The sequence below is a fragment of the Streptomyces sp. M-16 genome, from assembly GCF_052114405.1.
Taxonomy (GTDB): domain Bacteria; phylum Actinomycetota; class Actinomycetes; order Streptomycetales; family Streptomycetaceae; genus Streptomyces.
This window is the reverse complement of record NZ_JBFRER010000361.1, coordinates 1-365: the sequence shown is the minus strand read 5'-3', so window position 1 is coordinate 365 and position 365 is coordinate 1. Positions and strand designations below refer to the sequence as shown.

The window sequence follows — 365 nt, the reverse complement described above, 5'->3', positions numbered from 1 at the left end:
GTGACGGAGCCCGCCGCGGAGGCGGGCTCCCGGGAGCTGCCGGTGGTCCCCGTGGTGGTGTCCGCCAGGTCGGCGGCGGGCCTGCGCGACCAGGTGGAACGCCTGCGGGCCCGCATGGAGCGGGAGCCCGCGCCGCGTCCGCTGGACGTCGGCTACACCCTGGCGTCGGCACGCGCGCGGTTCGAGCACCGCCGGGTGGTCCTCGGTGGCACGACCGTCGAGGGTGTGGCGGGGTCGTTCGGTCGTCGGGTGCTGGTGTTTCCGGGGCAGGGGACGCAGTGGGTGGGGATGGGTGCGGAGCTGCTCGGTTCCTCGCCTGTTTTCGCGGGGCGGTTGCGGGAGTGTGCCGATGCTCTGGCGCCGTT

1 protein-coding gene is annotated in these 365 nt (G+C 75.1%); it reads left to right on the top strand.

Going from position 1 to position 365, the window contains the following annotated elements; translation table 11 throughout:
• Positions 1-365 (top strand): acyltransferase domain-containing protein (locus AB4039_RS42565; RefSeq protein WP_442273355.1); only part of this gene is annotated, 365 nt, incomplete at both ends.